Source organism: Cryobacterium arcticum, from assembly GCF_003185895.1.
In the GTDB taxonomy this organism is placed as follows: Bacteria; Actinomycetota; Actinomycetes; order Actinomycetales; family Microbacteriaceae; genus Cryobacterium; species Cryobacterium arcticum.
Genome location: NZ_QHLY01000004.1, coordinates 60,623 through 83,839, shown reverse-complemented (window position 1 = coordinate 83,839; position 23,217 = coordinate 60,623). Strand labels below are relative to the sequence as shown.

At 70.4% G+C, this 23,217-nt stretch carries 24 protein-coding genes; 11 read left to right on the top strand and 13 right to left on the bottom strand.

Annotated elements, in window-relative coordinates; all coding sequences use genetic code 11:
• Window positions 1-110 precede the first annotated feature (110 nt).
• The 6 genes from CTB96_RS01180 (at window position 111) to CTB96_RS01155 (ending at window position 5,321) form a co-directional block, all read left to right on the top strand.
• A complete protein-coding gene (locus CTB96_RS01180; protein ID WP_110125077.1) occupies window positions 111-842 on the top strand; it encodes a PspA/IM30 family protein in 732 nt (243 codons plus the stop codon).
• A gap of 68 nt (window positions 843-910) precedes the next feature.
• Window positions 911-1,570 (top strand): NADPH-dependent F420 reductase, encoded by a 660-nt coding sequence (locus CTB96_RS01175; RefSeq protein ID WP_110125076.1) that lies wholly within the window; start codon window positions 911-913, stop codon window positions 1,568-1,570.
• 119 nt (window positions 1,571-1,689) lie between these two features.
• On the top strand, window positions 1,690-2,466 hold the full coding sequence (locus tag CTB96_RS01170; RefSeq protein ID WP_248283158.1) for an arginase family protein: 777 nt from the start codon (window positions 1,690-1,692) through the stop codon (window positions 2,464-2,466).
• A gap of 95 nt (window positions 2,467-2,561) precedes the next feature.
• Window positions 2,562-3,356 carry a crotonase/enoyl-CoA hydratase family protein gene (locus tag CTB96_RS01165; protein ID WP_110125074.1) on the top strand — a complete coding sequence of 265 codons (795 nt, stop codon included), beginning with the start codon at window positions 2,562-2,564 and terminating at the stop codon, window positions 3,354-3,356.
• Between the two features lie 46 nt (window positions 3,357-3,402).
• Window positions 3,403-4,911 (top strand): dihydrolipoyl dehydrogenase family protein, encoded by a 1,509-nt coding sequence (locus tag CTB96_RS01160; protein WP_110125146.1) that lies wholly within the window; start codon window positions 3,403-3,405, stop codon window positions 4,909-4,911.
• Window positions 4,911-5,321 carry a Fe-S oxidoreductase gene (locus tag CTB96_RS01155; RefSeq protein WP_110125073.1) on the top strand — a complete coding sequence of 137 codons (411 nt, stop codon included), beginning with the start codon at window positions 4,911-4,913 and terminating at the stop codon, window positions 5,319-5,321. The genes CTB96_RS01160 and CTB96_RS01155 overlap by 1 nt, the downstream gene beginning before the upstream one ends.
• On the opposite strand, the gene CTB96_RS01150 is transcribed toward CTB96_RS01155, so the two are convergent.
• The 4 genes from CTB96_RS01150 to CTB96_RS01135 form a co-directional block, all read right to left on the bottom strand.
• The gene (locus tag CTB96_RS01150; RefSeq protein WP_110125072.1) at window positions 5,281-6,219 is read right to left on the bottom strand and encodes a siderophore-interacting protein; all 939 of its coding nucleotides are present in this window, start codon (window positions 6,217-6,219) and stop codon (window positions 5,281-5,283) included. The genes CTB96_RS01155 and CTB96_RS01150 overlap by 41 nt on opposite strands.
• Window positions 6,220-6,379: 160 nt before the next feature.
• Window positions 6,380-7,885 (bottom strand): catalase, encoded by a 1,506-nt coding sequence (locus CTB96_RS01145; protein ID WP_110125071.1) that lies wholly within the window; start codon window positions 7,883-7,885, stop codon window positions 6,380-6,382.
• 52 nt (window positions 7,886-7,937) lie between these two features.
• Entirely contained in the window at window positions 7,938-8,441 is a 504-nt protein-coding gene (locus CTB96_RS01140) for a Fur family transcriptional regulator (protein ID WP_110125070.1), read from the bottom strand.
• A gap of 59 nt (window positions 8,442-8,500) precedes the next feature.
• Window positions 8,501-9,928: an amidase gene (locus tag CTB96_RS01135; protein ID WP_110125069.1), complete on the bottom strand. Its 1,428-nt coding sequence runs from the start codon at window positions 9,926-9,928 to the stop codon at window positions 8,501-8,503.
• An 89-nt stretch (window positions 9,929-10,017) separates the two neighbouring features.
• Between CTB96_RS01135 and CTB96_RS01130 the strand changes: the two genes are divergently transcribed.
• Complete coding sequence (locus tag CTB96_RS01130) at window positions 10,018-10,842, top strand: SDR family NAD(P)-dependent oxidoreductase (RefSeq protein WP_248283157.1); 825 nt, start codon at window positions 10,018-10,020, stop codon at window positions 10,840-10,842.
• A 22-nt stretch (window positions 10,843-10,864) separates the two neighbouring features.
• Here CTB96_RS01130 and CTB96_RS01125 read toward each other — a convergent pair whose 3' ends face one another.
• From CTB96_RS01125 to CTB96_RS01110, 4 genes are read right to left on the bottom strand one after another with little or no spacing between them, the layout of a single operon-like run.
• On the bottom strand, window positions 10,865-11,443 hold the full coding sequence (locus CTB96_RS01125; protein ID WP_110125068.1) for a GNAT family N-acetyltransferase: 579 nt from the start codon (window positions 11,441-11,443) through the stop codon (window positions 10,865-10,867).
• 26 nt (window positions 11,444-11,469) lie between these two features.
• A complete protein-coding gene (locus CTB96_RS01120) occupies window positions 11,470-12,186 on the bottom strand; it encodes a uracil-DNA glycosylase (protein WP_110125067.1) in 717 nt (238 codons plus the stop codon).
• Window positions 12,187-12,199: 13 nt separating this feature from the next.
• Window positions 12,200-12,931 carry a Type 1 glutamine amidotransferase-like domain-containing protein gene (locus CTB96_RS01115; RefSeq protein WP_110125144.1) on the bottom strand — a complete coding sequence of 244 codons (732 nt, stop codon included), beginning with the start codon at window positions 12,929-12,931 and terminating at the stop codon, window positions 12,200-12,202.
• Window positions 12,928-13,464, bottom strand: a complete 537-nt coding sequence (locus CTB96_RS01110) for a phosphoribosyltransferase (protein WP_110125066.1) — start codon at window positions 13,462-13,464, stop codon at window positions 12,928-12,930. Before CTB96_RS01110 ends, CTB96_RS01115 begins: the two co-directional genes overlap by 4 nt.
• A gap of 71 nt (window positions 13,465-13,535) precedes the next feature.
• On the opposite strand from CTB96_RS01110, the gene CTB96_RS01105 reads away from it, so the two are divergent.
• The 3 genes from CTB96_RS01105 to CTB96_RS01095 are packed head-to-tail and all read left to right on the top strand — an operon-like array spanning window position 13,536 to window position 15,839.
• Window positions 13,536-15,020, top strand: coding sequence for an MFS transporter (locus CTB96_RS01105; protein ID WP_248283168.1), 1,485 nt, complete (start codon window positions 13,536-13,538; stop codon window positions 15,018-15,020).
• Window positions 15,017-15,283 (top strand): hypothetical protein, encoded by a 267-nt coding sequence (locus CTB96_RS01100; RefSeq protein WP_110125064.1) that lies wholly within the window; start codon window positions 15,017-15,019, stop codon window positions 15,281-15,283. Before CTB96_RS01105 ends, CTB96_RS01100 begins: the two co-directional genes overlap by 4 nt.
• A 4-nt stretch (window positions 15,284-15,287) precedes the next feature.
• Window positions 15,288-15,839 carry an MOSC domain-containing protein gene (locus CTB96_RS01095; RefSeq protein ID WP_110125063.1) on the top strand — a complete coding sequence of 184 codons (552 nt, stop codon included), beginning with the start codon at window positions 15,288-15,290 and terminating at the stop codon, window positions 15,837-15,839.
• On the opposite strand, the gene CTB96_RS01090 is transcribed toward CTB96_RS01095, so the two are convergent.
• The 5 genes from CTB96_RS01090 to CTB96_RS01070 all read right to left on the bottom strand — a co-directional run bounded on the left by CTB96_RS01090 (window position 15,836) and on the right by CTB96_RS01070 (window position 21,117).
• Entirely contained in the window at window positions 15,836-16,681 is an 846-nt protein-coding gene (locus CTB96_RS01090) for an NAD-dependent epimerase/dehydratase family protein (protein ID WP_110125062.1), read from the bottom strand. The genes CTB96_RS01095 and CTB96_RS01090 overlap by 4 nt on opposite strands.
• A gap of 20 nt (window positions 16,682-16,701) precedes the next feature.
• A complete protein-coding gene (locus CTB96_RS01085; protein ID WP_110125061.1) occupies window positions 16,702-17,892 on the bottom strand; it encodes a bifunctional 2-methylcitrate synthase/citrate synthase in 1,191 nt (396 codons plus the stop codon).
• 68 nt (window positions 17,893-17,960) lie between these two features.
• Complete coding sequence (gene prpB, locus CTB96_RS01080; RefSeq protein ID WP_110125060.1) at window positions 17,961-18,869, bottom strand: methylisocitrate lyase; 909 nt, start codon at window positions 18,867-18,869, stop codon at window positions 17,961-17,963.
• Window positions 18,869-20,404 carry an MmgE/PrpD family protein gene (locus tag CTB96_RS01075; protein WP_110125059.1) on the bottom strand — a complete coding sequence of 512 codons (1,536 nt, stop codon included), beginning with the start codon at window positions 20,402-20,404 and terminating at the stop codon, window positions 18,869-18,871. Before CTB96_RS01075 ends, prpB begins: the two co-directional genes overlap by 1 nt.
• A gap of 29 nt (window positions 20,405-20,433) precedes the next feature.
• Complete coding sequence (locus CTB96_RS01070; protein ID WP_248283156.1) at window positions 20,434-21,117, bottom strand: GntR family transcriptional regulator; 684 nt, start codon at window positions 21,115-21,117, stop codon at window positions 20,434-20,436.
• A gap of 89 nt (window positions 21,118-21,206) precedes the next feature.
• Here CTB96_RS01070 and CTB96_RS01065 point away from each other — a divergent pair, with 89 nt between their 5' ends.
• Window positions 21,207-23,177 (top strand): AMP-binding protein, encoded by a 1,971-nt coding sequence (locus CTB96_RS01065; RefSeq protein WP_110125058.1) that lies wholly within the window; start codon window positions 21,207-21,209, stop codon window positions 23,175-23,177.
• The last annotated feature ends 40 nt before the right edge of the window (window positions 23,178-23,217 follow it).

Genomic DNA, 23,217 nt, shown 5'->3' with positions numbered 1-23,217 from the left:
AACACACTATCCATTGATCATCCTTCTCTGCAGGCTTGCCGTCATACAGGTAAATGCGGAGGTGAACGCGGTAGTTTCTAAGCGTTGATCCCCGTCGAAAGGACATTCACATGACCAAGCAGTCGATCTTCGGCCGCATCGCCCAGCTCACCAGGGCGAACATCAACGCGCTGCTGGACTCCGCGGAAGACCCCGAGAAGATGCTCGACCAGATGGTGCGGGACTTCACCAACAGCATCGTCGACGCCGAGAGCGCGATCGCCGAGACCATCGGCAACCTGCGGCTGCTCGAGGACGACCACCGCGAAGACGTGCAGGCCGCCGGCGAGTGGGGTCGCAAGGCCCTCGCCGCCAGCCGCAAGGCCGACGAGCTGCGCGGGGCCGGCAACACCGTCGACGCCGACAAGTTCGACAACCTCGCCAAGGTGGCGCTCAGCCGCCAGCTGCAGTCCGAGAAGGAGGCGACGGACGCCGAACCGCAGATCGCGAGCCAGAGCGCCGTGGTCGAGCAGCTCAAGACCGGCCTCAACACCATGAAGACCAAGCTGGGTCAGCTCACCGCCAAGCGCAGCGAGCTCATCGCCCGGTCCAAGACCGCGGCGGCGCAGTCGCAGGTCATGGACGCCGTGAAGAGCATCGACATGATGGACCCCACCAGCGAGGTCAGCCGGTTCGAAGACAAGATCCGCCGCGAAGAGGCCAAGGTGCGCGGCGCGAGCGAGCTCGCCGCTTCCAGCCTGGACGCCCAGTTCGAGAGCCTCGACGACCTCGGCGAGCTCACCGAGGTGGATGCCCGCTTCGCCGCGCTCAAGGCCGGCACGCCCTCGTCGATCGAGCAGTAACGCATCCTGCACGTGCACGACAGAACGGCCCCGGGAACATTTCGGGGCCGTTCTGTATTGTCACCAGCATGACTACTCTCGGAATCATCGGTGCAGGTAACATCGGCAGCCAGCTCGCCCGCCTCGGCGTGGCCAGCGGATACGACGTCGTGGTGAGTAATTCCCGCGGCCCGGCCACCCTGGAGGGCCTGGTGGCCGAGCTCGGCCCGCGCGCCCGCGCCGCCCTTCCCGCCGAGGCCGCCACGGCCGGCGACCTGGTGGTCGTGACCATTCCGCTGCACCAGATCCACACCCTGCCGCTGGCGGAACTGGCCGGCAAGACGGTGATCGACACCAACAACTACTACCCCCAGCGCGACGGCGACATCGTGGCCCTCGATGAGGAGACCACCACCACGGCCGAGCTGCTGCAGGACCTGGTTCCCGACGCCAAGGTCGTCAAGGCGTTCAACCACATCTACGCCGCCGACCTCACCACCGACGGGCTGCCCGCCGGCACCGAGGACCGCCGCGCGCTCGTGATCGCGGGCAACGACCCCGATGCCCGCGCCACGGTCACCGCCCTACTTGACGACTTCGGTTTCGACACCGTCGACCTCGGGCCGCTCAACGAAGGCTGGCGCATCCAGCGCGGCACCCCGGGCTATGGCCCGCGCCTGGCTGAATTCGAGCTGCGGGAGGCCGTGTCGGCCGCCATCCGGTACCGGGACATGCCCGAGGCCGTCTGACGGTCGCACCGGACCCACGCAGACAGATGCGCCGGGCCCGGGCTGGGGAGCATACTGAGGGGGTGTCTCCCAACTACGTGGTTGTGCCGCAGTGGCAAGGTTCGGTTTCTCCTCGCGCGATGCGCCTTGTCGACGGTGCGGAGGCGATCAGGGGTGACCTGCCCTTCTCGGTCACCTATCCGGTCGACGTGCCGGTCGAGGCCGGCGACTCGCTGGACACCGGCATCCACCGGTTCTCCTCGCTGTTGACGGTGCGGGACCGGCAGCTCGCGGTTCTGCGCACCAGCACCGAGCCGGTGCTCACCATCGGCGGCGACTGCGGGGTCTCGTTCGGCGCCGTCGAGCACGCCTCCCGGCGGCACCCCGGCGACATCGCCCTGGTCTGGTTCGACGCCCACCCCGACCTGCACACCAGCGAATCGTCGCAGTCCGGCGGCTTCGGCGGCATGGTGCTGCGCGCCATCCTCGGCGACGGCACCGACGGGCTCGCGCTCGACCCGGATGCCCGCATCACGCCCGACCGGGTGGTGTTGGCCGGCGTGCGCGACATCGACCCGGCCGAGGATGTCTACATCACCGAACAGGGCATCCCGCTGGTGCCGGTGGAGAGCTTCAACAGCCCCGACGCTCTCGTGGCCGCGGTGAAGCGCACCGGTGCCGCGCACATCTACCTGCACATCGACCTCGACGTTCTCGACCCCGCCACCATCGTGGGGCTGTCGAATATCTATCCGTTCGGTCTGGCGGTGGAGAGCCTCACGGGCGCCATCGTGGCCCTGCGCAAGGAGTTCACCCTTGCCGGCGCCACCATCGCCGGGTTCGCGCCGTCTTCCCCCGAAGCCGCGAACGACGACCTGCCCAGCATTCTGCGCATCATCGGCGCCCTCACCCGCTAATTCCCCTCCGCGAGCTGTGAGCTAAGCCCCGAAAACTCGAGTTTTTCGGTGCTTTTCTCACGGTTCGCGAAAACCAGTGATCGAAGGAGATCGATGTGACGGATGCGTCGGACGCTCGAGTTGTCGTGGAGCGGCGGGGGCACCTGCTGCTGATCGGCCTGAACCGGCCGGAGAAGCGCAACGCGGCGGACTTCGCCATGCTGCAGCAGCTCGCCCTGGCCTACGGGCAGCTCGAGCGCGACCCCGACCTGCGGGTGGGCGTGGTGCACGCGCTCGGTGAACACTTCACCGCCGGCCTCGACTTGGCCGACATCGGCCCGAGGCTCGGCCCCGAGGGCTTGGAGATGGTGCCGGAGGGCGGCATCAACCCCTGGCAGGTCGACGGCACGGCGCTGAGCAAACCCGTCGTGATCGCCGTGCAGGGCACCTGTCTCACCCTGGGCATCGAGCTGATGCTCGCCAGCGACATCGTCGTGGCCGCCGAATCCACCCGGTTCGGCCAGATCGAGGTCAGCCGGGGCATCCTGCCGTTCGGCGGCGCCACCATCCGTTTTCCCCGGGCCGCCGGCTGGGGCAACGCCATGCGCTGGCTGCTCACCGGCGACCTGTTCGACGCCCGCGAGGCGCACCGGCTCGGGCTGGTGCAGGAGATCGCCCCCAACGGCCGCGAGCTGCACCGGGCGATCGAGCTCGCCGAGCGCATCGCCGCCCAGGCCCCGCTGGCCGTGCAGGCCACCCTCGCCAACGCCCGGCTGGCTCTTCGTGAGGGTGCAGCGGCGGCCGAGGCCGAACTACAGCCCGCCCTGGCCCGGCTGGCCGGCTCCACGGATGCCCGAATCGGCATGGAAGCGTTCCTCACCCGCACCGAGGCGGTCTTCGAGGGCCGCTGACACCAGAGTCTGGATTCCTGTCGGGTGGGGTCGGTAGGCTGCGATGATGAGCGACGCTGACAGCACCCAGACCTCGACATCCGCCCCCGCAGCCGGCGAGAGCCGCAGCTACGACGTCATCGTGATCGGCGCCGGCGCCGTGGGCGAGAACGTGGCCGACCGCACCGCCCAGGCCGGGCTGAAGACCCTCGTGATCGAGTCCGAGTTGGTGGGCGGGGAGTGCTCCTACTGGGCCTGCATGCCGTCCAAGGCGCTGCTGCGGAGCGGCGCGGTACTCGCCGCCGCCCGCCGGGTAGGCGGCGCGAAAGAGGCCGTCACCGGGCAGCTCGACGTGGCCGCGGTGCTCCGCCGCCGCACCGAGATGACCCACGACTGGAATGACTCCAGCCAGGTCGACTGGCTGGACTCCGCCGGCATCGAGCTGCTGCGCGGCCATGCCCGGCTCAGCGGCATCCGCGAGGTCACCGTCGACACCGCCGAGGGCACCGTCGTCGTCACCGCCACGCACGCCGTGGTGCTCAGCACGGGCTCCAGCGCCCTGCTGCCCGACATCGACGGCCTTGCCGACGTGAACCCGTGGACCAGCCGGGATGCCACCTCGGTCACCCACCTGCCCGACAGCCTCGCCGTCATCGGCGGCGGGGTGGTGGCGGTGGAGATGGCCGCCGCGTACCGGTCGCTCGGGGTGGACGTGACCCTGCTGGTGCGCAGTTCGCTGCTGCGCGACCAGGAACCGTTCGCCGGTGAACTGGTGGGCGCCGCCCTCACCGAGGCGGGCATCACCGTGCTCACCGGGGCCAGTCCCACCGCCGCCCGCCGCATCGAGACCGGCCAGGTGGCGCTGGTGCTGGCCGACGGGCGCTCCGTCGTTGCCGACGAGGTGCTCGTGGCCACCGGCCGCATCCCGCGCACCCAGGACCTCGGGGTGGACACCGTTGGCCTCACCCCGGGCGACTGGGTGAGCGTGGACGACACCCTGCTGGTGCAGGGCGACTCCCCCGCCCTGGCCGGCGACTGGCTCTACGCCACGGGCGACCTCAACCACCGGGCGCTGCTCACCCACCAGGGCAAGTACCAGGCCCGCGCCGCCGGCGACGTGATCGCCGCCCGGGCCGCCGGTCACACCGTCGATGATGCCCCCTGGGGCACCCACGTGGCCACCGCCGACCACGCCGCGGTGCCGCAGGTCACCTTCACCGACCCCGAGGTCGCCTCGGTGGGCCTCACCGCGGCCGCCGCGGAGAAGGCCGGCTTCCGCATCCGGGTGCTCGACTACGACCTGGCCAACGTGGCCGGTGCGAGCATCCAGGCCGACGGCTACACCGGGCAGGTGCGCGCGATCGTGGACCTCGACCGGGAGGTACTGATCGGCGTCACCTTCGTGGGCGCCGCGGTCGGCGAGCTGCTGCATGCAGCCACCATCGCCGTGGTCGGCGAGGTGCCACTGAACCGGCTCTGGCACGCCGTGCCCAGCTACCCCACCCTCAGCGAGGTCTGGCTGCGCCTGCTGGAGACCTACGGCCGGCCCACCGGCGGCTCCAGCCAGACCGACTGATGCGGCGCATCCTGTTCGACTCCCCGCTCAGCCGGGCCGGCTACCTCTATGCCACCGCCGTCGGTCTGGTCTGGGGCGCCATCTGGAGCACCGGCCGGATCGAACGCCGTAACGGCCTGTTTGTCTTCCGCGGCCTGCCCGCCTGGAGCTTCGGCCGCGGCGGCTCCTGCGTGGGCGCCGTCTACCTCACCAACCAGAATGTGTCGGCGGATGTGCTCGAGCACGAAGCCGTGCACAAGCTGCAGTGGCAGCGCTACGGCATGCTCTTTCCGCTGCTGTACTTCGTCGCCGGGCGTGACCCGCTGAAGAACCGGTTCGAGATCGAGGCCGGCTTGGAGAAGGGCGGCTACCTGCGCAAGAAGCGGGTGGTCACGCGTGCTCCGCGCGACCGTCCCGCCAGTACCCCATGAAAGCCACCTGGCGGCGGTCGATGCCGACCTCTGAGACCAGGAACCGGCGTAGGCGCTTGATCACGCTGGCTTCACCGGCCAGCCAGGCGTAGAGCTCGCCGTCGAGAGCGGAGCCGTCGGGCACCTCCCACAGGATCGACTCGTCGATGTCGATCTCGGGGAGGTCAGCGCCAGCGTGGTGGGCGGTTATGAAACGAGCCGTCCAGCCCTTCACGGCGGTCTCGAGCGCGGCACCGTGAGCGCCGCCGTCGCGCGGCAACCAGGTGACGGTCACGCCCTCGGGCGCGTGGGTCTCGTGGGCGTCGCCCGCCTCTGGCACCTCGATGTAGGCGCAGCCGCGGGCGTCGCGCGGCAGGGCCGAGAGGATGGCGCAGATCGCCGGTGCGGCGGTCTCGTCGCCCGCGATCAGCACGGTGTTGGCGTTGCCCGGAGCCCACTCGATGCCGATGCTCGGGTTGTCGCCGTCGGCGAGCGGCCCCACAATCGCGACCTCGTCGCCGACGAGGGCGGCGCGCACCCAGCGGGAGGCTGGGCCGGCGTCACCGTGGGTGACGAAGTCGATGTCGACCTCGCGGTGCTCTGGCCGGGCCTGCCGCACCGTGTAGGTGCGGATCGGGTTGCGGTGTTCGTCGGGCAGGTCGCGCCAGGCCTCGTACCAGGAGTCGTGCTGCGGGAAGAGGGAGACGCCCACGCCCGGCAGCGGCAGCACGATCTTGATGCGCTGGTCGAGGCCGGCGGTGCCGAACTCATGCAGGTCGGGGCCGGTGAAGGTCACCCGGGTGAAATTAGTCGACAGGCGTTGCACGCGGGCCACTGAGACGGCGAACGGGCGATAGCTCGGGCGCGGTGCCCGCACGCGTGCGGGGGCCTGCGCAGCAGCGACAGTCGATGTAAGCATGGCCTAAGTATGGCATGCCTTACCTCAATTGCGCCCGGCGGATGTTCCTCCGCCCCGCTGATCGAGCCTGTCGAGATCCCGTGAGCCGTCCTCTGAACGCAGACATGCTCACCGGGTCTCGACAAGCTCGACCAGCGATTCGGTGGTGCGGTGGTGCTGGTTACTCGCCGACGCCGACCGGCTCGGCGGCAACGTTGGCCGAGGTGGCCTCCGCTTCGCCGTCGGCCAGGTTCAGACGCAGGCTCGCGCCGAGGGTCGCGTCCACGTTCGTCCAGTACTGGATGGCGCGTTCCTTCACCTCGGGGCGGGTGACGCCGCCGACGGCGCCCGTGATGGTGTCGAGGAAGCGGGCCTTGGCCGCGTCATCGAAGACCTCGCGGTACAGCGTGCCGGCCTGGCCGAAGTCATCGTCGTCGGCGCGCAGGAGAGCGGCGCTCCGCACCAGCGCACCGTCGCTCTCCCAGGTGCCGTCGCCCGCGAGGGCGGCATCGGCGACGGGGCCGCCGAGCGAGTTCGGCGCGTAGTTCGGCGCACTGGCGTCGTTGAAGTGGTACCGGGCGGCGCCATCCTGGGAGTAGTTGTTCACCGGCGAGATCGGCGCGTTCACCGGCAGCTGGTTGTAGTTGGTGCCCACGCGGTAGCGCTGCGCGTCCGGGTAGGAGAAGATGCGCGCCATGAGCATCTTGTCAGGGCTGGCCGCGATGCCGGGAACGAGGTTGGCCGGCGAGAACGCGGCCTGCTCGATCTCGGCGAAGAAGTTGCCCGGGTTGCGGTTGAGGGTGTGCGTGCCCACCTTGATCAGCGGGAAGTCACTGTGCGGCCAGACCTTGGTGAGGTCGAACGGGTTGAACCGGTAGGTCTTGCCCTCTTCGTACGGCATGACCTGCACGTGCACGTCCCAGGACGGGAAGTCGCCGGCGTCGATGGCCTCGTAGAGGTCGCGGCGGTAGTAGTCGGCGTCGGCTCCGGCGATGAGCTCGGCCTCGGCGCCTTCCATCTCGATGTTGCCCTGGTTGGAGGTGAAGTGGTACTTCACCCAGAAGCGCTCACCGGCGGCGTTGATCCACTGGTAGGTGTGCGAGCCGAAGCCGGGCATGGTGCGCCAGGAGCGCGGCAGGCCGCGGTCGCCCATCAGGTAGGTGACCTGGTGTGCGGATTCGGGCGAGAGGGTCCAGAAGTCCCACTGCATGTCGGCGTCGCGGAGGCCGGATCCCGGCAGGCGCTTCTGCGAGTGGATAAAGTCGGGGAACTTGATGCCGTCGCGAATGAAGAACACCGGGGTGTTGTTGCCGACGATGTCGTAGTTACCCTCGGTCGTGTAGAACTTCACCGAGAAGCCGCGCACGTCGCGCCAGGTGTCGGGCGAGCCCTGCTCGCCGGCGACGCTGGAGAAGCGCTGCAGGGTGTCGGTGCGGGCGCCAGGCTGGAACAGAGCGGCACGGGTGTAGGCGGAGACGTCGCCGGTGACCTCGAAGACGCCGTGCGCCCCGCCGCCCTTGGCGTGCACGATGCGCTCCGGGATGCGCTCGCGGTTGAACTGGGCGAGCTTCTCGACCAGGTAGCGGTCGTGCAGGGCGGTGACGCCCTCAGAGCCGGCGGTGAGGGAGTGCTCGTCGCTGGGGACCGGGGTGCCGGTCTGCGTGGTCGTGGGGGGCGTGATCGTCATGGTTCTCCTTTGGGTCAGGTGCTGGTCGTTCAGGTCATTCAGAAGGTGTCGTTCAGAGATCGTGGGCGGATGCCGCGGCGCCGGCCTGGCAGTCGGGGCAGAGTCCCCAGAAGGTCACTTCGGCGGTCTGCACGACGAAGCCGGCAGCGTCGCTGGGGGTGAGGCAGGGGGCTTCCCCGACCACGCACTCGACGTCGGTCACCGAGCGGCAGCCGGTGCAGATGAGGTGATGGTGGTTGTCGCCGACCCGCCGCTCGAACAGGGCGGCGGAGCCCGCGGGCTCGATGCGGCGCACCAGGCCGGCGGTGGTGAACGCGCCCAGCACGCCGTACACGGCCTGCAGGCTGGTGCCGGGCAGGCTCACGCTCACGGTGTCGAAGAGCTGCTCCGCGGTGGCGTGCGCCGACGCGGCCAGGCTGGTGAGCACGGCGAGCCGGGGTGCGGTGACCTTGAGCCCGGCGTCGCGAATGACGGCCGCGAAGTCGTCGGAGCCGTGATCGCCCTCACGGAGACCATGAGAGTGGTGCTCCGTGTCGGTTCCTTCGCGTGTGGCCATGCCTCACGCTAGCAGTTGTTTTGAGTCATTCAAAACAAGACACGCCCGTAAGGTGCCTGTCAGAGTCCGGGTGGCACCCGGTCCTGCCAGCGCAACTTCCGCTCGAGCTGCGCACCGAGCGCGAGCAGGGTGGCCTCGCCGCCGGGCCGGCCGATCAGCTGCACACCCATCGGCAGGCCGTCGGCGGTCTGGCTGACCGGCAGGGTGATGGCGGGCAGGCCACAGACGTTGATCATGGAGGTGAACGGGGTGTACTGCACCTGCTGGGCGAAGTTGCGTTCGCCGTTCTCGGCGTCGTACCAGCCCACCGGGCGGGGCGTGAGCGCGAGGGCCGGGGTGAGCACGGCGTCGTAGGCCGACAGCTGCCGGATGAACGAGCGCTCGTAGGCAGCCAGGGCAGTGAGCGCCTCGGCGACTGCCCGGCCACTCAGCTCCCGGCCGCGGTGCATCAGCCAGCGGGTGAGCGGTTCGAGCAGCTCCTCCTTTTCGGGTGTGTCGGCGGGGATGCGCGCGGCGCTGAGCTGCCACAGCGCCCGGAAGGCCGGCGCGTAACTCGCATCCGGGGTGAGGGCGGTCTGTTCGATACCGTGCCCGATCGCGGCGAAGCCGGTCACAGCGTCTTCGAGCGCGGCCAGGGCCTCCGGCGCCAGGCTGATCTCGTAGGCATCGTCCCAGGCCGAGGTGGTCATCACGCCGAGCTGGTAGCGGCCCTCACCCCGCACGGCGGCGCCGAGAAACTGCTCCTCGCCGCCGGGAGCGCGCACGGCGAACGGGTGCTCGGGCCGGCCGCCGGCGGGCGCGATCATGGCGTCGAGCAGCAGCGCGGCATCCGCCACGGTGCGCGCCAGCGGTCCGGCCACCGGCAGGCCGCCGGGAGAATCCAGGCCGGAGGCAGCGGGAATGCGCCCGCGGGACGGTTTGAGCCCCACCAGGCCGCTGGCGGCCGCGGGGATGCGCACCGACCCGCCGCCGTCGCTGCCCGGAGCGAACGGCAAGAGCCGGGCGGCCACGGCGACCGCGGCACCACCGCTGGACCCGCCCGCGCCGAACTCCGGGTTCCAGGGGTTGCGCGCGGGCGAGCCGGCGACCGGCTCGGTGTAGGACGGCAGTCCGAATTCGGGCGTGTTGGTCTTGCCCAGGCTGATGCCGCCGGCGGTGTCGAGGGCCTGCACCAGCAGGTCGCTGGTCTCGGGAATATTGTCCCGCATCAGCCGGGAGCCAAGCCGGGCCGGCACACCGGCCCGCAGTTGCAGGTCCTTGTCGGCGAAGGGCAGACCCCAGAGTGGCGCCGTCTTGGCGACCTCGGTCTCGACGTGCCTCGCCCGGGCCCGGGCGGCGTCGGCCGTCACGGTGACGAACGCGCCGAGGCCGGGGTTCAGGCGCTCGATGCGGGCCAGGTAGTGCTCGGTCAGCTCGGTGGGGCTGACGTCGCCGCGCTGCAGCGCGCGCCACTGGTCGAGGGCGGTCAGTTCGAAGAGCTCGGTCATCCTCCGAGCCTAACGACGCGCCGCCCCTCGTCGTCGGCGCGGCGCGTGGCGTCTGGCGGTGAAAACCCCGGCCCGGGTAGCCTCTGAGCATGACCCGCACCGATGCCGCCGCGCTGTTCAATCCGATGGGAACCACCGCCCTGGTCACCGGGGCGTCCAGCGGCCTGGGCGTGGGCTACGCCCACGAACTTGCCCGCCGCGGCGCCGACCTGGTGCTCACCGCCCGCCGGCTCGACCGGCTCGAGGCGCTCGCGGTGGAGCTGGCCGAGAAGTACGGCACGGTGTCGACGGTGATCCCGCTCGACCTGGCCGAACCCGGTGCGGTCGCCGAGCTCGTGCGCGACCTGGCCGAGCGGGACATCCGGGTGGGCACGCTGGTCAACAATGCCGGCTTCGGCCACTACGGCAGCGTGGTGGATGCCTCGGCCGACCGGGTGCACGGCCAGGTCGCGGTGAACGTGGCGGCGCTCACCGACCTCAGCCACGCGCTGCTGCCCGACCTGCTCACCGCGGCCCTCACGCATCCGCACGGCGCGGCGCTGGTGAACGTGGCCAGCACGGCGGCGTTCCAGCCGGTGCCACGACTGGCGGTCTACGCGGCGACCAAGGCCTATGTACTCAGCCTGACCGAGGCGCTCTGGTACGAAACCCGCGGAACCGGCCTCAAGGTGACCGCGGTGTGCCCCGGCCCGACCGACACCGAGTTCTACGCCGTGGCGCACCGGTCGCAGGCGGGACCGCGACGGGTGATGAGCGTCGACGAGGTGGTGAGCGGCACGTTCGCGGCGCTGGACCGGCAGGCCACTCCCCCACATGTGATCACGGGCACGTCGAACCGGCTGGTCGCCTGGCTGGCCGGTGTGTCGCCGCGGCGCGCCGTGGTGACGGTGACCGGGCGGTTGTCCCGCCGCTGAGCGACGCTGCGAGCGCGTCGGCCTATTTGAGGCTCTTCTGCAGCAAAACGGTGCCGAGCCAGCGTTCGAACTTGAAGCCGACCTTGCCCATCCGGCCGATCTCTTCGAAACCGAAGTCCTGGTGCAGCTTGATCGACGCCTCAGCACCCTGGTCGGCGATCACCGCGATGATCTCCTTGAGGCCGGCAGCCGTGGACCGTTCGATCAGTTCGGCCAGCAGCACCCGGCCGAGGCCCTTGCCGGTGGAGGCGGCGCCGAGGTAGATCGAGTTCTCCACCGTGAACCGGTAGGCCTTCTTCTGCTTCCACGGGCTCACCAGCGCGTAGCCGAGCAACTGCCCGGCCGGCGACTGGGCGACGATGAACGGCATGCCGAGCTTCTGCAGGTAGGCGAACTTGTCGCGCCACTCGGCGAGGGTCATCGCATCCTCGTCGAAGGTGACGGTGCTGTTGGCCACGTAGTAGTTGTAGATCTCCTGGATGTCGGGCAGGTCCGTCTCCACGGCGTCGCGCAGGGAGTACTCGAACGGCGCCTCGGGCGCCGGCACCGGCGCCAGGTGGCGTGGTAGCTGTCGACGCGGCTGGTATTCCTCTTCAAGCACCGGTGGTGTCCTCTCCCGTAACGCTTTCAGATTACCGTCAGTGACCAGTCCACGGGCGCCGCACCCTGCCCGGCCAGCAGGGCGTTGGCCCGGCTGAAGGGTCGCGACCCGGTGAAGCCGCGCCGGGCCGACAACGGGCTGGGATGCGCCGAGACGATCGTGGGCGTCGCGCCGAGCAGCGGCCTGAGATTCTCGGCATCCTTGCCCCAGAGAATCGCCACCAGCGGGGTACCGCGCCCGGCGAGCGACCGGATGGCCTGGTCGGTCACGGCTTCCCAGCCGTGTTTCCGGTGCGAGCCGGCGGCGCCCGCGCCCACGGTGAGCACCCGGTTGAGCAGCAGCACGCCGTGCCGGGTCCACGGGGTGAGGTCGCCGTTCGGCGGGGTGGGCAGGCCGAGGTCGGTCTGCAGCTCGGCGAAGATGTTGGCGAGGCTGCGCGGCACCGGGCGCACGTCGGCGGCCACGGAGAACGACAGGCCCACCGGATGCCCGGGGGTCGGGTACGGGTCCTGGCCCACGATCAGCACCCGCACCTGGTCGAACGGCTGGCGGAAGGCGCGCAGGATGTTGCCCGGTGCGGGCAGCACGGTGCGCCCGGCCGCGGCCTCTGCTCGCAGGAAGGCCAGCGGGGCCGCGAACGGCGCGACTCCGCTGACCTCGACCAGCCCGTCAGCGTCGGTGCCGGTCGCGGGCACGCCGAACGCTCGCGCCCAGCCGGGCTCGATCAACGCCGGTTCGGTCATGCCGCGGGTCGACTCAGGAGCCGAAGGTGCTCACGAGCACCCCGCCCTCGGATTCGCTCACGGTCCAGACGCTGCCGGTGCCGGCGACGCCGAGGGTGCCCTGGCCCACGATCAGCACGGTGCCCTCGTCGACGGCGAGGCCGCCGCGGATGAGCCCGGCTTCGGTGGCGGCGACCATGCGGCTCAGGGTGCCCCACTGGGCGGCGTGCACGTCGACGGTCACGTCGAGCAGGCCGATGCCGTTCTCGATGGTGATCTCGTCGAGCCCCTCAGACGCATCCTGGGGGCTCACCGGAACCCCGCCGATCTGCCAGCCACCGAGCACGGCGCGTTCGGCAGCGATCATGGCGCCGGCGGAGTAACCGAGGTACGGGATACCGCTGGCGACCTGGCGGCGGATCTCCCCGGCGATGGGGGTGACGGCCGTGAGGTAGGCGGGGGTGAGGCCGCCGCCGATCACGATGCCGTCGACATCCGCCACCGCGAGCAGCGTGGCTTCGTCGGCCAGGCCGAGCACGGTGAGGTGCGGGGCGATGGCGCCTGCGGTGCTGAGGGCGGCGACCAGCTTCGCTGCGTGGTCGTCACCGTCGTCACCGCGCACCACGATGACGGCCAGGCGCGGCTCGTCGCGGCCGGCAGCGGTGGCGCGCAGGGCGGCCTCGGCCAGGAACGGTCCATAGACCACGGCGTCGCTCTCGGCGTCGCTCTCGGCGGCCCAACCGCCGCCGACGAGGTGGATGCTCACGCGTCGACCACCGCGGTGAGGGGCGTGGCCGTCACGGGCGGCAGCGCCGACCACGGGAACACGATCCAACCGTCGGTCTCGCGCCAGGTGAAGTCGGGCACGTGCACGGTGCGCGGCTTGGTGTACAGCGTCGCGGAGCGCACCTCTCCGGCCGATTCCTTGAGGATGCCGACGACCAGGGCCAGGGTGTGGCCGGAGTCGGAGACGTCGTCGACCAGCAGCACCCGCTTGCCGGCCAGGGCGGGAGCGTCGAGCATCGGACCGGAGAGCACGGGCTCCGGGAGGCGCTCGTCGATGCCGGTGTAGAACTCCACGTTGATGGAGCCGCAGTTCTTGGTGCCGAGCGCGTAGGAGATCGCCCCGGCCAGCAGCAGTCCGCCGCGGGCGATGGCGATCACGACGTCGGGCTGGAACCCGCTGGCAAGCACGGTCGACGCCAGGATCCTGGAGGCGTCGGCGAATTCTGTCCACTCCAACACCTCGCGGGGAGGGGTAGCGGTGGCGGTGGTCTCGGTGTGCTGGTCGGGTTGCATTTGTCAATGGTAGAACCTCGTGCCCGCGCCGCGCGCGGACGAAGGACCCTGACCACTAGCATCCGACCATGATGAGTTTCGCGCGGGGCTCCGCGAGGTTTACGAGTTCGGCCGCGGGAGTGACCGCGAGCCTGGTCGGTTTCCTGTTCCTGGTGGAGATCACCAGCGGCATCCTGCAGGGTTTCTACATCCCCCTGATCCCCGACCTGGTGCGGCACCTGGGTATCCACGACGCCGATTTCAACTGGTTCGAAGCCGCCCAACTGCTGGTCGCGGCGATCAGCGTGCCGTTCCTGGCCAAGCTCGGCGACCTGTACGGGCACCGACGCATCCTGCTGGTCTCCACCGTGCTCACCGCCGGCGCGAGCTGGTGGCTGGCCTTCGCCGGCGACTTCTGGAGCTTCCTCGCGGCGTGGGCGCTGCAGGGCTTCTACGTGGTCTGGCTGCCGCTGGAAGTGGCGCTGATCTTCGATCGTGGCCGGCGCACCGGTCGCGGCGCGTCGCAGACTCGCCGGGCGGCCGGCCTGCTCGTGGTCGCGCTCGAGGCCGGCGCCATCATCGGGGCGCTCTCGGGCGGCCGGGTGTTCGCCGCGCTCGGCGAGAACGTCACACTCACGCTGTTCATGCCGGCGATCGCGGTGACCCTGGTGTTCTTCGCCATCTGGTTCGGCGTGCCGGAGTCCGAGCCCGTCACCGGCCGGAGCCTGGACACCCGGGGGTTCATCCTGCTCACCGTCGGGCTGCTGCTGATCACCTCCGGCCTCACGTTCCTGCGCCTGAACGGCCCGGGGGCCTGGTGGGTGTGGGTGCTCATCCTGGTGGGCATCCTCAGCTTCATCCCGTTCGGCCGGTTCGAACTGCGCCAGAAAGACCCGGCCATCGACCTGCGGGTGCTGCGGCAGCCGAACATGTGGCCGGTCCAGCTCACCGCGGGCCTGGTGGGCATCAGCCTGCTCGGCGCGCAGGCGCCGCTGGCCACCTACGCCGGCACCGACCGGGCCAACGGTTACGGCCTGGGGCTGGATGCCAGCGACATCTCCACCCTGATCGGCGCCTACCTGATTTCGATGATCGTCGGCGCACTGCTGTTCCCGATGGTGTCCCGGCTCGCCAGCCCGCGGGTGGCGCTGATCGCGGCCACTTTCCTGGTGGCGCTCGGCTACCTGCTCTTCCTGCCGTTCCACCTGGAGACCTGGCAGGTGTTCACCAACATGGCCATCGCCGGGCTCGGCTCCGGCGCCCTGGTCGGGGCGCTGCCCGCCGCCGCCGCGGCCGCGGCCCCGCGCGGCCAGACCGGCATCGCCGCCGCCCTCACCAACACCACCAAGACCATCGGCGGCTCCTTCGCCTCCGGAATCTTCGGGGTGGTGCTGATCGTGGGCGCGGCATCCACGGTGACCAGCACGGCGGCCAGCCTGGGCGGCTACCTCACGGTCTGGACCATCTGCGGCGTCGGCGCCCTCGCGGCCGGGGTGTTGTTGTTCTTCGTGCCCAAGCTCGCTTTCAGCGATGTGGCGGTTCTGGAGGAGCCGGTTGCGGGAGAATTAGCCCCATGATCACACTGACCCAGGATGCCGACGGCTTCGTCCGCATGAACCGGCACTTCCCCGCCAAAACGCCCATCAGCATCCGTTTCACCGACGGCAGCGAGGCCGAATACACCGGCCGCAAACTGAACGAGCTCTACGACGAGGCGCTGGCCGTGTACCGGGCCGAGAACCGCCTCGACGCCAAGGGGTTCTCCCGGGCGCCGGCCAAGACCGTGCACCCCACCAACAACGTGGAGTTTGTGCCCGTGCAGGCGGGTATGCCGGCCTGATGCCGTGATCTCCCTGCCGTACGGCGCCGACGTCGAGATCGTGCTGCTGCTGGCCTCGGCGGTGCACCGCTACGAGGGCCGGCCGGCCGACGGGCCGTTGCCCGCGGTCGGTGAGGAGAGCCACGCCAGCATTCGGTTGCGGGCGGGCCTCGGCATCGTGGGCGACCGGCACTTCGGTCAGCGCGCGCACGTGCACGCGTCGGTCACGGTGATGAACGCGGCGGTGCTCGAGCAGGTGGCGGATGACCTCGGCCTGCCGCGCACCCTCGCCCCGATCAGCACCCGGCGCAACATCCTGCTGCGCGGCGTGGACGTCGACGCCCTGCGCGGGGCGGAGTTCTCCCTCGACACCGGCGATGGACCAGTTCGGTTCCGGGCCAACCGGCCGGCGAATCCGTGCGCGTGGATGGACGTGGTGCTGGCTCCCGGCGCGCACCGGGCGCTGCGCGGGCGCGGCGGCATGCGCTGCGAACCGCTGACCGACGGGACTCTGCGGCTGGGTCCGGCGCGGATGCTCAGCACTGTTCCGCTGAGCACGGAGACACCCGGAACCTAGGGGTGCCGCACCCCGTCGCCGGCCAGAACGGCCCGGTAGCCCTCGCGGTAGCTGGGGTAGGCCAGGGTGAACCCGGTCTCGAGCAGCCGCCGGTTGCTCAGCCGCTTGTCGCCCCCGCGCGTGCCACCGGTTTCGGTGATCTCCGGCTGCGGCAGGCCGAGCTCGGCGGCGAGGAAGTCCAGCACCTCCACGCTCGGCACCGGGGCGCTGTCGACGCCGAGGTAGAGCGGCTCCGGCTCCGCCGTGCCGAGCACCAGGTGCACGATCGCGGCCGCCGCGTCGTCCCGGTGGATCCGGTTGGTCAGGCGGGTGCGGGCTGAGACCGCGGCCCGGCCCGAGCGCACCTGGCCGATCAGACGTTCCCGGCCGGGGCCGTAGATGCCGGCCAGCCGCAGCACCACGGCGGCGGGGATACGGCTGTGCAGCAGCTCTTCGGCTTCGAGCAGGATCGCATCGGTTCCGGTGGCCGCGGTGGCCGGGGTCAGCTCGTCCACGTCGCTGCCGTCGTTCACGTCGTAGACGGCGGTGGAGGACACCAGCAGGAACCGTCGGGGGGTGACTCGCGCGTCGTCGAGGGCGTCGAGCAGGTTGGCCAGGCCGGTCACGTAAGCCGCCCGGTACACCTGCGGGTCGGGGTTGCCGGCCGCGATCGCGACGATCACGATGTCGGTGTCCGGCGGCACCACGGGCCGCTGCACGGCCAGGTCGACGGACTGGCCGTTCAGTGCGGCGGGCAGCACTCCGGCCTGGCGGCGGAGGCCGACCACGTGTTGGCCGAGCGCCACCAGGCGCAGGCCCACCTCGGTGCCGAGGTCGCCGCATCCGGCAATCAGTACAGTCATCTCCCCAGTATGGAGGCGACTCAGAGCACTTCGTTCGCGTCCGGAGGCGCCAGGTGCCGTTCGGGGGTACCGGTGTAGAACGAGAGCGGCCGGATCAACGAGTTCGCGGCCAGCTGTTCCATGACGTGCGCCGTCCAGCCGGTCACCCTGGCGGCCACGAAGATCGGGGTGAAGGTCGCGGTGTCGAAGCCCATCAGGTGGTACGCCGGCCCCGACGGGTAGTCCAGGTTGGGCAGGATGCCGGTGCGCTCGCTCATTCCGGCGGCCAGGGCGTCGTAGAGCACCATCAGGTCGGGCCGCTCGTAGTGCTCGATCAGGGTGAGCAGTGCCGCGTGCATGGTGGGCACGCGGGAGTCACCGTGCTTGTAGACCCGGTGGCCGAAGCCCATCACCTTGCGCTTGTGCGCGAGGGTGTCGTCGAGCCAGAGCGCGGCGCGCTCCCCCGCGCCGTCGCCGAGGCCGATCTCGTCGAAGATCTGCATCACGGCTTCGTTGGCACCGCCGTGTAGCGGCCCCTTGAGCGCACCGATCGCGCCGGTGACCGCCGAATACAGGTCGGAGAGGGTGGAGGTGATCACCCGGGCGGTGAAGGTCGAGGCGTTGAAGGAGTGCTCGGCGTACATGATCATCGACACGTCGAACGCCTCCACCACCGCGAGCTCCGACACTTCACCGAAGGTCATGTAGAGGAAGTTCGCCGAGTAGCCCAGGTCGTCGCGCGGTTCGACCAGCTCGAGGCCGTGCCGGCGGCGCTGGTCGTAAGCGACGATGGCGGGCAGTTGCGCGAACAGGCGCAGTGCCTTGGCCCGGTTGGCCTCGAGTGACGAGTCGGGGGTGGTGAGGTCGTTCGCGCCGATCACGCTCACCGCCGTGCGCACCACGTCCATCGGGTCGGCCGAGGTGGGAATCTCGTCGATCACCCGGCGCACCGAGTGGTCGAGCCGGCGGAGCGAACGCTCGGCCACCTCGAACTCGGCCAGCTCCTTGTCGCCGGGCAGCTCGCCGTACCAGAGCAGGTAGGCGACCTCTTCGAAGCTCTTCTGCGCCGCCAGCTCCTGCACGGGGTAGCCGCGGTAGAGCAGCGAGTTGGAGTCAGGGTTGACCCGGGACACGGCCGTCTCGTCGGCCACCACCCCGGCGAGGCCCTTGTGAATCTGCGGGCGCTCCGGCGGGCCGGCCGCCGGTGTGACGATGGGCTGGTTGGCACTCATGAAAGCTCCTTTGCGTCCTGTGTTCCTGGCCGTGCTGGTGGTGCAGTCTGGTTGTCGTGGCGGGGGCGCTAGCCGTCGTGGCCGCCCAGAGAGAAGTTGAAAATGCCCGAATCGAAGTGATTGTAGGCCTCGTAGTCGAGCAGCCGGTAGAGCTCGGCCCGGGTCTGCATCTCCGGCACCCGGCTGGTCAGCGAGCCCTCGGCCAGAATCGTGTCCAGGCCGGCCTCGGCCGCTCCCATCGCCAGCCGCAGCAGCGAAACCGGGAAGATCACCAGGTTCACGCCGACGCCCTCGAGCTGGTCGACCCGGAAGAGTTCACTCTTGCCGAACTCGGTCATATTGGCCAGGATCGGCACGTCCACGGCCGCGCGGATGGCCTCGAACTCGGCCAGGGTACCCATCGCCTCGGGGAAGATCGCGTCGGCGCCGGCGTCGACGAGAGCCTTGGCCCGGTCGATCGCCGCAGCCAGCCCGTCGACGGCGCGGATGTCGGTGCGTGCCATCACGAGCAGGTTCGGGTCGCGCCGGGCGTCGACGGCCGCCCGGATGCGCTTGAGAGCGGTGTCGGTGTCGACCACCTGTTTGCCGTCGAGGTGCCCGCAGCGTTTCGGGTTGACCTGGTCTTCGATGTGCAGGCCGGCCACACCGGCGTCCTCGAGGGTCTGCACGGTGCGGGCCACGTTCATCGGTTCGCCGAAGCCGGTGTCGGCATCCACCAGGGTGGGCAGGTCGGTCATGCGGGAGATCTGCTGGCTGCGGGCGGCGACTTCGGTGAGGGTGGTCAGGCCGATGTCGGGCAGGCCGAGGTCGGCGGCGAGCACGGCCCCGGAGATGTAGACGCCCTCGAAACCCTTGGTCTCGATCAGCCGGGCGGAGAGCGGGTTGAACGCGCCGGGAAAGCGCAGCAGGCCGCCGCCGGCAAGGTCGGCGCGCAACTTCTCGCGCTTGGCGGCGGGGGTGAGGCCGGAGTAGAGCATCAGAAGATTCCGTTCAGGCTGGGCAGGGAGTCGAGCAGGCCGGGTCTGGCCACGAGGGTGAGCGCACCGAGGTCGGCGCTGCTGAGTTCCGGCAGGCGTTGGGCGAGGTCGAGGAACCGGTCGATGTCGCCCGGCTCGAGGGCGTCGGCGGCGAGCAGCCGGAACTTGGCCACGTAGTCGGCCCGCACAAACGGGCGGGCGCCGAGCGGATGCGCATCCGCGACGGCGAGCTCGTCGACCAGGCGGCTGCCGTTGGTGAGCTCGATCTCCACCCGGCCGCCGAAGGCCTTCTCGGCGGGGTCGTCGGCGTGGTAACGGCGGGTCCATTCGGCATCCTCGCGGGTGGCCACGGTGTTCCACAGCGCCACGGTGTCGGCCCGCCTGGCCCGCTCCGGCCGGTACGAGTCTTCGTGGTGCCAGGAGCCGTCCTGCAGTGCCACGGTGAAGATGTACGGCACGGAGTGGTCCAGGGTCTCCCGGCTGGCCCGCGGGTCGTACTTCTGCGGGTCGTTGGCGCCGGAGCCGATCACGTTGTGGGTGTGGTGCGAGGTGTGGATGACGATGCTCGCGATGGCGCCAGGCGCCAGGATCTCGGGGTGCTCGCGGTTGAGCTTCCGGGCGAGGTCGATGAGGGCCTGGGCCTGGTACTCCGCGGAGTGCTCCTTGGTGAAGCTGTCCAGGATCGCGCGCTTGGACTCGCCGGCGGCCGGCAGTGAGACGTCGTAGCCGGCATCCGGCCCATCGAGCAGCCAGGCGATCACGCCGTCCTCACCCTCGTAGATCGGGGTGGGGCTGGTCTGGCCGCGCATGGCCCGGTCGACGGCCTCGACGGCCATCTTCCCGGCGAAGGCGGGCGCGTAGGCCTTCCAGCTGGAGATCTCGCCCTTGCGGGACTGCCGGGTGGCGGTGGTGGTGTGCAGGGCCTGGCCGACGGCCTGGAAGATCGTGTCGGGGTCCAGGCCCAGCAGGGTACCGATGCCGGCCGCGGCCGACGGTCCGAGGTGGGCGACGTGGTCGATCTTGTGCCTGTGCAGGCTGATCGAGCGGGCCAGGTCGATCTGCACCTCGTAGCCGGTGGCGATGCCGCGCACGAGCTCACGGCCGGTGAGTCCGCGGCCGGCGGCCAGGTGCTGGGCCACGGCGACGATGGGCGGAATGTTGTCGCCGGGGTGCGAGTACTCGGCGGCGAGGAAGGTGTCGTGGTAGTCGAGCTCCCGCACCGCAACGCCGTTGGCCCATGCGGCCCACTCCGGGGAGACCCGGCGGCTGACGGACGGCCCGAACACCGTGGCGCCGGCTCCGCCGCTGGACCGCGGGTGGGCCAGCGCCTGCGAGCGCGCGGCGGATACCGGCGCCCGGGTGAGCGAGGCGGCGGCAACGGCGGCGTTGTCGATCACCCGGTTGATGATCATCTCGATCACGTCGGCGTCGACGGCAACCGGGTCGGCCGCGCTGGCAGCGATCTTCCAGGCCAGTTGCTCGGAGCGGGCGGGGCTCTCCTCGCTGGGGTGAACGCGCACGTGGGTTGTCTGCACGGGATGGTCCTTTCGTCGTCTCTGGTCGGTCAGGAAGCCGGTTCATTCGCGCCGAGCATCGCGAGCACACTCGCCCGGCTGAGGTGCAGGTGCACATGGGTGGCGTGTGCGGCGAGCGCCGCGTCACCGTCGATGATGGCGTCGAGGATCAGCAGGTGCTCGGCCGCGGCGGCCCGCAGCCGCACCGGATTGCCCCGGGCGACACGGCGGATGCGCACCAGGTGCGTGCGCACGGTATCGAGCGCCCCCACCAGGAACGAGTTGCCGATGGCGTCGTCGATGGCCGCGTCGAATTCATCGATGAGGGCGTAGTACTCGTGGATGCCGTGTTCTCCGGCCTCCAGCAGGGCAGGGGCCGCGAGGAAACGCTCACGCAGTGCCCTGAACGCGGACCGGTCGGCGCCGCGGGCCGCGAGGGTCGCGGCGCGCTCCTCGAGGGCTTCGCGCAGCTCGTAGAGGTCGTTGATCGAGTCGACCGACATCTCGGTCACCGAGAAGCCCCTGCCGCTGCGGCCGGCCACGAGACCATCGGCCACCAGCCGGGCGACCGCGGCGCGCAACGGGGTGCGGGAGACGCCGAGCCTGGCGGACTGTTCCACCTCGAGCAGCACGGTTCCGGCCGGGAGCAGGCCGTCGAGAATCTCATCGCGCAGCACCCGGTAGGCCCGGTCGCTCGCCCGCTCCGGCGCGGGCCTCACGGTCTCTGTATACACAAGCGCATTCTATTCCCCTATTGCCCCGGCTGTGCAAGACTTATCGCACCTTGTGTATACATGAGAGCTTCAATGGAGAGGTTCACACCATGATCGACGACACCGGAACGAACACGGCCCCCGCCCAGACAGGGCGATACCGCGACGTCTGGCGGCGCAGTATCGACGAGCGCGAAGACTTCTGGCTCGATGCCGCCCGGGCCGTGGACTGGGTGCGGCCGCCGAGCGCGGCCCTGACACAGCGCTCCCCCACCGACTACCGCTGGTTCGCCGACGGTGCCCTCAACACCAGCTACAACGCCCTCGACCGGCACGTGCTTGCCGGCCGCGGCAATCACACCGCACTGATCTACGACTCCGCGATGACCGGCAGCCGTGTGCGACTCAGCTACAGTGACCTGCTCGAGCGGGTGGCCCGGTTCGCCGGGGTGCTCCGCGCCGCCGGCGTCGGCCGGGGCGACCGGGTGATCGTCTACCTGCCGATGATCCCGGAGGCCGTCGTGGCGATGCTCGCCTGCGCCCGGCTCGGAGCCGTGCATTCCGTCGTGTTCGGCGGCTTCTCGGCCAGCGAGCTCGCGGTGCGCATCGACGACGCCCGCCCCGCCGTGCTCGTCACCGCCTCCGGCGGCCTGGAGCCCGGCAAGACCGTCGAATACCTCCCGCTGGTGCAGAAGGCCCTCGAACTGAGCGCCGGCTCTGTGCACACGGTGATCGTGCGGGACCGCCCGGCAATCCCGGGGTCCGCCGCCGACTACGCCGGACCTGCCGCCGCCGCCGGCGTACGCTGGCTCGACTGGGCGCACGCCGAGGACGGAGCTGTTCCCGCCGGCCCGGTCACCGTCGCCGGCGACGACCCGCTCTACATCCTCTACACCTCCGGAACGACCGGAAACCCGAAGGGCATCATCCGCGACAACGGCGGCCACGCCGTGGCGCTGACCTGGTCGATGCGCAATATCTACGACATCGGCCCCGACGACGTGTTCTGGGCGGCGTCCGATGTCGGCTGGGTGGTCGGCCACTCGTACATCGTCTACGCGCCGCTGCTGGCCGGCGCCACCACTGTCCTCTACGAGGGCAAACCCATCGGCACCCCGGATGCCGGCGCGTTCTGGCGTGTCGTGCAGGACTACCGGGTGACCGTGCTGTTCACCGCCCCCACCGCCATCCGGGCCATCCGCCGGGTCGACCCGGAGCTGGCCGAGCTGGCCCGCTATGACGTCACCAGCCTCACCGCCCTGTTCCTGGCCGGCGAGCGGCTCGACCCGGAGACCTTCCACTGGGCCAACGACGGCCTGCACTGCCCCGTCGTCGACCACTGGTGGCAGACCGAGACCGGTTGGGCCATCTGTGCCAACCCGCGCGGTATCCAGGAGCTGCCCACCAAGCCCGGCTCAACCGCGGTGCCGGTGCCCGGCTACGACATCGCCATTCTCGACGCGGAGGGCCAGCCCGTCACCAAGCCGGGCAAGGACGGCAACATCGCCATCCGGCTGCCCCTTCCGCCGGGCGGACTGCTCGGCATCTGGGGCGGCGAGGACCGCTTCGCCAGCGCCTACCTGAGTGCGTTTCCCGGCTACTACGCCACGGGCGACTCCGGCCACCTCGACGCGGACGGCTACCTCTATGTGATGGGCCGCACCGACGACGTCATCAACGTGGCCGGCCACCGGCTCTCCACCGGTTCGCTCGAGGAGGTGCTCACCCGGCATCCGGCCATCGCCGAGTGCGCCGTGCTCGGCGTGCACGACCCGGTCAAGGGCCAGCGGGCCGCCGGGTTCGTGACGCTCAAGGCCGGAGCCGTCGTAGACCATGACCTGCTCATGGCCGAACTGGTGAACCTGGTGCGCGAGCACATCGGCCCGGTGGCGGCGTTTCGCGACGTGACCATCCTCGACCGGCTGCCCAAGACCCGCTCCGGCAAGATCCTGCGCAAGACCATCCGCCAGATCGTGGACGGCGAGCCCTACAAGGTGCCGCCCACCATCGAAGACCCCGCCGTTCTCGACGCCCTCACCCGCGCCGTGCACCCCCGCGCTCCCGCCCACCTCCCCGACTAACTTTTCTCAGCACATCCATCTCACCGGAGCAAAGGAGCCC

What these genes read in the sequence shown, in the direction of transcription:
- CTB96_RS01155 (WP_110125073.1), top strand. Translation starts at nt 4,911, where the DNA reads ATGCGGCGCATCCTGTTCGACTCCCCGCTCAGCCGGGCCGGCTACCTC.
- CTB96_RS01170 (WP_248283158.1), top strand. Translation starts at nt 1,690, where the DNA reads ATGCGCCTTGTCGACGGTGCGGAGGCGATCAGGGGTGACCTGCCCTTC.
- CTB96_RS01175 (WP_110125076.1), top strand. Translation starts at nt 911, where the DNA reads ATGACTACTCTCGGAATCATCGGTGCAGGTAACATCGGCAGCCAGCTC.
- CTB96_RS01140 (WP_110125070.1), bottom strand. Translation starts at nt 8,441, where the DNA reads ATGGCCACACGCGAAGGAACCGACACGGAGCACCACTCTCATGGTCTC.
- CTB96_RS01160 (WP_110125146.1), top strand. Translation starts at nt 3,403, where the DNA reads ATGAGCGACGCTGACAGCACCCAGACCTCGACATCCGCCCCCGCAGCC.
- CTB96_RS01085 (WP_110125061.1), bottom strand. Translation starts at nt 17,892, where the DNA reads ATGAGTGCCAACCAGCCCATCGTCACACCGGCGGCCGGCCCGCCGGAG.
- CTB96_RS01110 (WP_110125066.1), bottom strand. Translation starts at nt 13,464, where the DNA reads ATGCAACCCGACCAGCACACCGAGACCACCGCCACCGCTACCCCTCCC.
- CTB96_RS01065 (WP_110125058.1), top strand. Translation starts at nt 21,207, where the DNA reads ATGATCGACGACACCGGAACGAACACGGCCCCCGCCCAGACAGGGCGA.
- CTB96_RS01145 (WP_110125071.1), bottom strand. Translation starts at nt 7,885, where the DNA reads ATGACGATCACGCCCCCCACGACCACGCAGACCGGCACCCCGGTCCCC.
- CTB96_RS01105 (WP_248283168.1), top strand. Translation starts at nt 13,536, where the DNA reads ATGAGTTTCGCGCGGGGCTCCGCGAGGTTTACGAGTTCGGCCGCGGGA.
- prpB (WP_110125060.1), bottom strand. Translation starts at nt 18,869, where the DNA reads ATGCTCTACTCCGGCCTCACCCCCGCCGCCAAGCGCGAGAAGTTGCGC.
- CTB96_RS01120 (WP_110125067.1), bottom strand. Translation starts at nt 12,186, where the DNA reads ATGACCGAACCGGCGTTGATCGAGCCCGGCTGGGCGCGAGCGTTCGGC.
- CTB96_RS01135 (WP_110125069.1), bottom strand. Translation starts at nt 9,928, where the DNA reads ATGACCGAGCTCTTCGAACTGACCGCCCTCGACCAGTGGCGCGCGCTG.
- CTB96_RS01090 (WP_110125062.1), bottom strand. Translation starts at nt 16,681, where the DNA reads ATGACTGTACTGATTGCCGGATGCGGCGACCTCGGCACCGAGGTGGGC.
- CTB96_RS01130 (WP_248283157.1), top strand. Translation starts at nt 10,018, where the DNA reads ATGACCCGCACCGATGCCGCCGCGCTGTTCAATCCGATGGGAACCACC.
- CTB96_RS01150 (WP_110125072.1), bottom strand. Translation starts at nt 6,219, where the DNA reads ATGCTTACATCGACTGTCGCTGCTGCGCAGGCCCCCGCACGCGTGCGG.
- CTB96_RS01100 (WP_110125064.1), top strand. Translation starts at nt 15,017, where the DNA reads ATGATCACACTGACCCAGGATGCCGACGGCTTCGTCCGCATGAACCGG.
- CTB96_RS01180 (WP_110125077.1), top strand. Translation starts at nt 111, where the DNA reads ATGACCAAGCAGTCGATCTTCGGCCGCATCGCCCAGCTCACCAGGGCG.